The organism is Corallococcus sp. CA047B, assembly GCF_003612065.1.
GTDB classification, from domain to species: domain Bacteria; phylum Myxococcota; class Myxococcia; order Myxococcales; family Myxococcaceae; genus Corallococcus; species Corallococcus praedator.
In genome coordinates, this window is record NZ_RAWD01000370.1 from 1 (window position 1) to 8766 (window position 8766).

Annotated in this window: 5 protein-coding genes; all 5 read left to right on the forward strand. The window is 68.3% G+C overall.

The features are described 5' to 3' along the window. Nucleotides 1-309, forward strand: a 309-nt coding sequence (locus tag D7X74_RS35925; protein WP_199741976.1) for a prepilin peptidase, incomplete at its 5' end; no start/stop codon positions are given. Between the two features lie 46 nt (nucleotides 310-355). Beyond that, nucleotides 356-1804: a type II and III secretion system protein family protein gene (locus tag D7X74_RS35930; RefSeq protein WP_120537500.1), complete on the forward strand. Its 1449-nt coding sequence runs from the start codon at nucleotides 356-358 to the stop codon at nucleotides 1802-1804. 167 nt (nucleotides 1805-1971) lie between these two features. Further along, nucleotides 1972-3738, forward strand: coding sequence for an ATPase, T2SS/T4P/T4SS family (locus tag D7X74_RS35935; protein ID WP_120537501.1), 1767 nt, complete (start codon nucleotides 1972-1974; stop codon nucleotides 3736-3738). Between the two features lie 7 nt (nucleotides 3739-3745). Next, nucleotides 3746-5956: an FHA domain-containing protein gene (locus D7X74_RS35940; RefSeq protein WP_120537502.1), complete on the forward strand. Its 2211-nt coding sequence runs from the start codon at nucleotides 3746-3748 to the stop codon at nucleotides 5954-5956. Between the two features lie 59 nt (nucleotides 5957-6015). Continuing rightward, a complete protein-coding gene (gene polA, locus D7X74_RS35945) occupies nucleotides 6016-8718 on the forward strand; it encodes a DNA polymerase I (RefSeq protein ID WP_120537503.1) in 2703 nt (900 codons plus the stop codon). Nucleotides 8719-8766 lie beyond the last annotated feature (48 nt).

Consider the following 8766-nt stretch of genomic DNA (forward strand, 5'->3'; position numbering starts at 1 on the left):
CTGCGCGGGCGCATGGGGTGGGGGGACGTCAAGCTGATGGCGGGCGTGGGCTGTGTGCTGGGGTTCCCGGCGGTGCTCGCGGCGGCGGCCTTCATCTCGTTGGTGGGAGCGCTCCAGGCGGTCGTCACGCTGCTGTGGCAGGGCGCCGTCTGGGACACGCTGGCGGCGGTGGCCCGTCGCTGGGCGGTGCGGGCGAAATGGATGCGCGAGGAAACCTCTCCCGCGCCCGTGCGACACATCCCCTACGGCGTCTCCATCGCGCTCGGGACTTTCTGGGCCATGTGGTGGCAGCAACAACATCTGGGATAGCGCGCGGACCGTCAGCGCGCACGCACGCAAGAAGGGGATTCACACGATGTCCACTCGCTTCACGCACGCCGTAGCGCTTGGCGCCCTCGTCACCCTGGTGGCCAGCGCCCCCGCCCTGGCCCAGGAGGGCAGCACCGTCAGCCTCGGGGTGGGCACGCAGAAGGTCCTCACCATCCCCGGCCTGAGCCGCGTCGCGCTGGGCGACCCGTCCATCGCCGAGGTGAAGACGCTGGGCACCGGACAGCTGCTCGTCACCGGCCAGACGGAAGGCAAGACGACGCTGCTCGTCTGGAAGTCCTCGGGTCAGCGCATCAGCTACCTGGTGACGGTCCGCAAGCAGGACCCCAACGAGGTCATCTCCGAAATCAAGCGCCTGCTGGGCGAAATCGAAGGCGTCTCCGTGCGCATGGTGGGCGACCGCATCTACCTGGACGGTCAGGCCTACACCACGCAGGACGCGGACCGCATCGAGCAGGTGGTGAGCCTCTATCCGAACGTGAAGTCGTTCGTGAAGATCGCCCCCAACGCCAAGAAGCTGGTCGCGCAGAACCTGAACGCGGCCTTCCAGAAGGCGGGCCTGAAGAACGTGCAGGCCAACGTGGTGGGCGCGACCATCTTCCTGGAGGGCTCCGTGGAGAGCCAGCAGGACCTGCAGAAGGCGGAGCTCATCACCAAGGCCATTGGCGAGAAGGTGGAGAACCTGCTCGTCGTCGGCATCAAGCGGATGATCCTCTCCGAGGTGCAGTTCGTCGAAATCCGCCGCAACAGCCGCGACCGCTACGGCATCAAGTACCCCACGGACATCACCGGTGGCCTCAGCGGCACGGTGAACCTCAACAAGACGCTGATGCCGTCGGGTGACGCGGTCTCCAACCTCATCCTGAGCGCGACCGGCGCGTCGGAGCTGAGCATCGGCTTCCAGGCCAACGACGGTTACGGCCGCCTGCTGGCGCAGCCCAAGCTGGTGTGCGCGAGCGGTGAGAAGGCGGAGTTCCTGGCCGGTGGCGAGGTGCCCATCCCCCTCATCACCAACACGCAGTTCACGGTGGAGTACAAGCCCTACGGCGTCATCCTGAACATCCGCCCCACCGCGGACCGCAACGGCAACATCCAGACGGAGGTGGAGGCGGAGGCCTCTGAAATCGACACGTCCGTGTCGGTGTCCTTCGGTGGTTCGTCCGCCATCCCCGGCTTCCGCACCCGCAAGGTGAAGACGAACGTCACCGTGCGCCACGGTGAGACCATCGTGCTGTCGGGCGTGTTCAGCCACGACGAGCAGAAGGCCGTCGCGAAGCTGCCGGGCCTGGGCAACATCCCCATCGTGGGCGAGCTGTTCAAGAACCGCGCGTTCGACTCCACCAAGCGCGAGCTGGTGATCTTCGTCACCCCGCGCATCGTGAACCCGGACTCGGACAAGGTCCGCAGCATCATCGAGGACGTGAAGACCCGCTACAAGCAGGCCCGCTCCGAGGTGAACTTCAACATCTTCGACTGACGGGTGCGCCCCCTGTGGGCGTCCCTCCAGCGACTGGATCCGACCCCCGGGCCGGCCCCGCTCCCCTCCCAAGAGGGGGGAGGGTGCCGGCCCGAGAGCTTGCGGGCAGGCAAGCGCGTGCGCAGGAGCCTTTGAGGTCGCAGGAGGGCTTGGTAGCATCCCGACCCATGTTTCTCATCACCCTGGCGGAGAAGGGCGGCGGGACGGAGCAGCGGGAATACCCCAAGAACGAGATCACCATTGGCCGGCTCGCCGGCAATGACATCGTTCTGGCGAAGGGGAATGTCTCCAAGTACCACTCCCGCATCGTCGAGAAGGACGGACGCTTCATCATCGTGGACATGAAGTCCACGAACGGCACCTTCGTGAACGGCAAGAAGATTGCCGGGCCCATGGTGCTCAAGCCCACGGACCAGGTCTCCATCGGCGACTACATCCTCAACGTCGAAGCGCTGGAAGACGCGCCGCAGGACGACGGGCAGGGTGAAGAGGCGTACGACGAGGAGCAGGGCGAGGAGGCCTACGAGGAGGAAGAGGCCTACGAGGAGGAGGAGCCCTACGAGGAGGAGGAGGCTCCGGCTCCCGCCGCGCCCAACCGCATGCCCGCGTCCATGGCCGCGGCCATGGCGAAGAACAAGAAGAAGGTGGACCCGAAGCTGGAGCGCTACTCGCGCCTCCAGAAGGAGATCCACGACCGGCTCATCGAGTACCTGGACCTGCGTCGCATGGACATGGACCGGCTCGGGGACGAGGAGCTGTGGCGCCGCACCGAGAAGGCCATCCGCGACATCATCGACCAGATGGAAGCGGACGGAGAGCTTCCCACGGACGTGGACCGCGAGGAGCTGCTCACCGACGTCATCAACGAGGCGCTGGGCCTGGGGCCCCTGGAAGCGTTCCTCGCGTCGGAAGAGATCAGCGAGATCATGGTGAACCACGCCAACCAGATCTACATCGAGAAGCGAGGCAAGCTGACGTTGTCGGAGAAGACCTTCTCCTCCAACCAGGCGGTGCTCGGCGTCATCGAGCGCATCGTGGCGCCCATCGGCCGGCGCATCGACGAATCCAGCCCGCTGGTGGACGCGCGCTTGAAGGACGGCAGCCGCGTCAACGCCATCATCCCGCCGCTGGCCCTCAAGGGCCCCTGCATCACGATCCGCAAGTTCAAGAAGGACGCGCTGAAGATCCAGGATCTCATCAAGTACAAGACCGTCACCGCGCAGATGGCCGAGTTCCTGGAGATGTGCGTGACGGCGCGGCGCAACATCGTCATCTCCGGCGGCACCGGCTCTGGCAAGACGACGACGCTGAACATCATCAGCTCGTTCATCCCGGAAGGGGAGCGCATCATCACGGTGGAGGACGCCGCGGAGCTGCAGCTTCCGCAGGACCACTGGGTGCAGCTGGAGAGCCGCCCGCCCAACCTGGAAGGCAAGGGCGCCATCACCATCCGCGAGCTGGTGAAGAACTGCCTGCGCATGCGGCCCGACCGCATCGTCGTGGGCGAGTGCCGCTCCGGCGAGACGCTGGACATGCTCCAGGCGATGAACACCGGCCACGACGGTTCGCTCACCACGCTGCACGCGAACACGCCGCGCGACGCCATCGCGCGGCTGGAGACGATGGTGCTCATGTCCGGCATGGAGCTGCCGGTGAAGGCCATCCGCGAGCAGATCGCCAGCGCCGTGCACCTCATCGTGCAGCAGACGCGCTTCTCCGACGGCTCGCGCAAGATTTGCTACATCACCGAGGTGTCCGGCATGGAGGTCGACATCGTGACCCTGCAGGACATCTTCTATTACAAGCAGGACGGCTTCACCGAGGACCACAAGGTGCGCGGGCGCTACGTGGCTTCGGGCTTCGTGCCGAAGTTCTATGACGAACTTCAGCGCAAGGGCCTTCCGGTGAATATGAGCATCTTCCGCGAGGACTGACGCGCCCATGGCAACCCTGGTCGTCCGTCACCCCGACGGCACTGAGCACGAGCACGAAATCGCTGGCGAGCTGAAGATCGGCCGCCAGCAGGGCAATGACCTCGTCCTCACGGAAGGGGGCGTGTCGCGGCAGCACGCGCGCGTCTACGTGGAGGGCGGCACCGTCTACGTCGAGGATGGAGGCAGCCAGAACGGCACCTTCATCGACGGACAGCGCATCGATGGCCCCACGGCGCTGATGCCCGGCTCCCAGGTGTTGCTGGGCGACTACGAGCTGAAGCTCAAGGGCGGCGCCAAGCGCTCCAGCGGGCGCAGGGCGGCGGTGGACACCGTGTCGGACGAGGAGCCTCCGGCGCTCGCGGACGTGCCGGTGCGGGGCACGCGCGCGATGCCCAGCATCCGCGCCAAGGCCACGGCGAACGGGGCCGCGAAGCCTCCTGGCTCGGCGCTGGCGAAGCGGCCCTCGCGGGCCATGAGCGCGCCTGCGGCGGCGGGTTCGGGCCCGGTGCTCAAGGGGATGACGGGGCCGTGGGCCGGCAAGTCCTACCCCATCAGCGGCGTGGTGCTGGTGGGCCGGGCGCCGCCGGCGGTGGTGATGCTCGATGACGACTCGGTGAGCCGCAAGCACGCGGAAGTCGCGCGCGAGGGCAACGTCGTGCGGGCCCGCGACCTGGGCAGCGCCAACGGGACGCTGCTCAACGGCGAGCTGCTGGGGCAGGAGTTCGTCGAGCTGCAGGCCGGTGACATCATCCAGTTCGGCGTGGTGGAGATGGCCTACGAGACGGCCGACACGCCGGCGCGGCGGCCGGGCGCGGGCGTTCCAGTGCGGCGCGGCGGCCGGGGTGATCCGGAGGCGGCGAACGGCCGACGCAACATGCTGGTCATTGCCGGTGGCGCGATGGCGCTCCTGGCGGTGGTGGCCGTGGTGAAGGTGTCCGGCGTCGCGGGCGGCGCGAAGCCCCCGCCGCCCACCCAGACCGCGGCGTTGGATCCCGGGCAGCAGGTGCAGGAGCTGCTCAGCGAGTGTCGCTCCTACGCGTCCAACGAGATGGGCCAGCCGGACTGGAGCCGGGCCGAGGCGGCCTGCGAGAAGGCGCTCGACCAGGACCCCATCAACGCCGAGGCGAACACCCTCGTGCGGCGCATCAAGCTGGAGAAGGAGGCCTTCGAGAACTTCGAGTTCGCGAAGAAGTCCGTCGAGCTCAACCGCGAGAAGGAAGCCCTCGTCGCGCTGCGCAAGATTCCGAAGGAGAGCGAGTACTTCCGCCGCGCCAAGGCGAAGGCGCGCGAGTCCGCGGACCGCTTCGTGTCGCGCGCGAAGGACGACTGCAAGCGCTACCTGGGCAACTCGCAGTGGAGCGCCGCCGTGCCTCGCTGCCAGGACTACATGGAAGTGTGGTGCCAGAAGCAGAACCGGGAGGAGCTGTCTCCGCCCATTGGCCAGACGCTCAAGCTGGAGGGCGGCCTGCGCCGCAACGAGTGGCGCCCCAAGGACGCCATGTTCGTGAAGTTCCTGGTGGCCCGCCTCAAGCTGGACCGCAACGCGGCGCCGTGGACGTGCCCGGTGTCGGACATCCTGGCGGTGGACGAGTCCGGGCCGGATCAGGCCAGCGAAGTGCGCAACATGATGAACAGCCGCTACAGCGCGAAGCTGATGCAGGCGGCGATGATGGACTACTGGGCGGGCCGCGGCAGCGAGGCGCTGGCGACGCTGCAGAAGCTGCGCTCGAAGGTGGACTCCGCGCAGTACCACGCCCAGGCGGACGAGCTGATGCGGGACGTGTCCAACGTGGACCAGCTCTTCAAGACGGGTGAGAGCGCGCTCACGCGGGAGGATCCCGAGCGCGCGGTGGCCCCCTTCAAGGAAGCGCTGACGACGGACAAGCGCCTGATGGGCGAGCTGGCGGAGACGCACCTGTCGTTCTACCGGAAGAACATCTTCCAGGACATGGCGCAGGCGGCCTACCTGCGCGGCAAGCACTTCGCGGATCGCGAGGACCGGCGCCGGGGCTGCCGCATCTGGAAGCTGGGCTTCGACTTCTACAAGGGCAACACGGACCTCAACCGGACGGTCGCCTTCTGCTCGACGCAGGCGCAGCAGGTGTTGTCGAACGCGTCGGGGTGCATGGACCTGGCGGCGGTGGAGGACTTCGCCGTGCCGGGTGACGGCATCGCGGAGCTGCTGGCGGCGAAGAAGGCGGAGCTGAAGTGCCGTTGAGCGAAGCCCCGACGTGGGGCTTCGTGGACAGGGAGCGGGAGCCGCGCTAGGCACGGGGGATGGCCGACACCAGCCCCCCGCGCTCCGAGCGCCGCCTGGCCCTCTTCGACGCCTCTGGCTTCATCTTCCGCGCCTACCACGCCATCCCCCCGCTCACGACGAGCAAGGGGGTGCCCACCAACGCGGTGCTGGGCTTCACCCGCATGGTGCTCAAGGCCCTGCAGGAGCTGAAGCCCACGCACGTGGCGTTGGCGTTCGACAAGTCGGGCCGCGTGGAGCGCCAGAAGATCGACCCGCAGTACAAGGCGAACCGCAAGGCGCCGCCGGAAGACCTGACGCCCCAGTTCCCGCTCATCCGCAAGGTGGGTGACGTGCTCAACCTGCCCTCGCTGGACGCGGAGGGCTGGGAGGCGGACGACGTCATCGGCACGCTGGCCCTGCAGGCCAAGGCGGAAGGCTTCCAGGTCCTGGTCGTCACCAGCGACAAGGACTTCATGCAGATCGTCGACGAGGACATCACCCTCTTCGACCCCCAGAAGAACAAGCGCATGGGCATCGCGGACGTGCAGGAGAAGCTGGGCCTCCTGCCCCGGCAGGTGCGCGACTTCCTGGCCCTGGTGGGCGACGCGGTGGACAACGTCGCCAAGGTGCCCGGCGTGGGCGACAAGACGGCGGTGGAATTGCTGCACCAGTTCGGCGACGTGGAGACGCTGCTGTCGCGGCTGGACGAGGTGAAGAAGCCGAAGATCCGCGCCGCGCTGGAGTCCCACCGCGAAAGCCTGGCGCGCGCCAAGCAACTGGTGACGTTCAACACCACGCTGCCGCTGGGCGTGAAGCTGGACGACCTGGTGCGCAAGGCCCCGGACGGCACGCGCGCGCGGGACTTGTTCACGGAGCTGGAGTTCTTCGCGCTCCTGCGCGACCTGCCGGCGGAGGAGACGCCGCGTCCGGACGTGGCGCCGCTCGTCATCACCACCTCGCTGGTCACCACCGAGGCGGAACTCCAGACGCTGGTGGACGCGGCGCGCGCGGCCGGGGCCGTCACGCTGGTGCCCGCCTTCGAGGGCATGCCCTTCGCGGCGTCCCTGGTGGGCCTGGGCGTGGCGCTGCCGGACGGCACCACGCGCTACGTGCCCCTGCGGCACCAGCAATTGGGCGCCGCCCAGGTGCCGGTGCCCGCGTTCGTGGCGGCGGTGAAGGACCTGCTCGCGGACGCGGGCGTGAAGAAGGGCGGGCATGACCTCAAGGCGCTCACGCTGGTGCTGGCCAACGAGGGCCTGACGCTGGAGGGCGCGCACGACGACGTGGAGCTCTTGAGCTACCTGCTCAACCCGTCGCGCCGCGAGCACGCGCTGGCGGACCTGGCGCGGGAGCGGCTGCGCTCGGAACTTCCGGCGCTGCCCGCGTCGGTGGAGGGCAAGAAGGGGCGGGCGCTGTCGGACCACGGGCCGGAGGAGGTGGCCGCGGCGTACGCGGTGCGCGCGGACGCGGCTCGCAGGCTGGCGCCGGAGCTGTGGAAGGAGCTGGAGCTGGGCGGCCTGGCGGAGCTGGCGCGCACGCTGGAGTTGCCGCTGCTGCCCATCCTGGCGCGCATGGAGCGGGAGGGCGTCAAGCTGGACGTGAAGGAGCTGGGGCGCATCTCCGAGCGCGTGGACGTGGAGGTGAAGGCGAAGGAGGCCGAGTGCCACACGGCCGCGGGCCACGTCTTCAACCTGGGCTCCAACCCGCAGCTGGCGCAGGTGCTCTACGAAGAGCAGAAGCTGCCCATCCTCAAGCGCGGCAAGACGGGCCCGTCCACGGATCAGGAGGTGCTGGAGAAGCTGGCGGAGGAGCACGGCAGCGTGCTCGCGCGGGCCCTCATCGAGTACCGGGGGCTGTCCAAGCTCAAGAGCACGTACCTGGACACGCTGCCGTCACTGGTCGCGAAGGACGGGCGCATCCATACGACGTACCACCAGGCGGCCACCGCCACGGGCCGGCTGTCGTCGTCCGACCCCAACCTCCAGAACATCCCCATCCGCACCGAGGTGGGCCGGGAGATCCGCCGCGCCTTCGTGGCGGAGCCGGGCCACCAGCTGGTCAGCGCGGACTACTCCCAGGTGGAGCTGCGCCTGCTGGCCCACATCGCGGAGGACCCGGTGCTCATCCAGGCGTTCCTGGATGACGAGGACGTCCACAGCCGCACGGCGGCGGAGATCTTCGGCGTGGAGTCCAAGGCCGTGGACCGCGAGCAGCGCCGCGTGGCGAAGACAGTGAACTTCGGCATCGCGTATGGCCTGTCCGCGCACGGCCTGTCCACGCGCCTGGGCATCTCCCAGGAGCGCGCCCGCGACGTCATCGAGCGGTACTTCACCCGGTACGCGGGCATCCGCCAGTACCTGGAGGACACCGTGGAGCAGGCGCGCAAGGTGGGCTACGTGGAGACGCTCTACGGCCGGCGCCGGTTGATGGGCGATTTGCTCTCCAAGAACCGGGGCGTGGCCCAGGCCGCTGAGCGCGCCGCCATCAACATGCCCATCCAGGGCACCGCCGCGGACCTGATGAAGAAGGCGATGCTGGCGGTGGATGCGGCGCTGCGGCAGGAGAAGCTGAAGGCGCGCGTGCTCCTCCAGGTTCACGACGAACTGCTCATCGAAGCGCCGGACGCGGAAGTGGAGGCGGTGAAGGCGCTGGCCGTGCGGTGCATGTCCGCCGTCGCCACGCTGAAGGTGCCGCTCAAGGTGGACGTGGGCGCGGGCAAAAGCTGGGCGGACGCGCACTAGGCTTCGCGGATAAAAAAAAGCGGGAGAAGCGCCCACCCCCGTAGGCGC

Bases quoted from the DNA above. Each gene is read 5' to 3' on its own strand.
- D7X74_RS35940 (WP_120537502.1), top strand. From the start codon at position 3,746: ATGGCAACCCTGGTCGTCCGTCACCCCGACGGCACTGAGCACGAGCAC.
- polA (WP_120537503.1), top strand. From the start codon at position 6,016: ATGGCCGACACCAGCCCCCCGCGCTCCGAGCGCCGCCTGGCCCTCTTC.
- D7X74_RS35935 (WP_120537501.1), top strand. From the start codon at position 1,972: ATGTTTCTCATCACCCTGGCGGAGAAGGGCGGCGGGACGGAGCAGCGG.
- D7X74_RS35930 (WP_120537500.1), top strand. From the start codon at position 356: ATGTCCACTCGCTTCACGCACGCCGTAGCGCTTGGCGCCCTCGTCACC.